This is a genomic window from Domibacillus sp. 8LH (genome assembly GCF_038806185.1).
Classification (GTDB): domain Bacteria; phylum Bacillota; class Bacilli; order Bacillales; family Domibacillaceae; genus Domibacillus; species Domibacillus indicus_A.
Genome location: NZ_JAVJNG010000112.1, coordinates 1 through 280, shown reverse-complemented (window position 1 = coordinate 280; position 280 = coordinate 1). Strand labels below are relative to the sequence as shown.

Below are 280 nucleotides of genomic sequence, written 5' to 3'. Positions count from 1 at the left end.
ATCAAGAGGCATCTATGGGTGATGTCGTTAATATGTTAAGTAAGGGAAGTCATGATCTTTTAATAAATTTTTATTTTGAATTGTTTGCAGGGGATTATGAGTTTTTTAAAAAAAATTATGTTAAAGCAATTTCTTTTTATGAAAAAGCTGAACAAAAGTTATCGAGTATTCCCAATATTGAGGAAACGAAGTTTGCGGAGTTTCACTATAAGATTGGAGTTGCTTATTATGAGATTGACCAGCATTTGGTGTCAGTCAACAAAGTAACTAAAGCCAGGGA

1 pseudogene is annotated in these 280 nt (G+C 31.8%); it reads left to right on the top strand.

The features are described from left to right. Positions 1 to 14: 14 nt before the first annotated feature. Positions 15 to 280, top strand: a pseudogene (locus RG959_RS24030) (aspartate phosphatase); the annotation flags it as partial.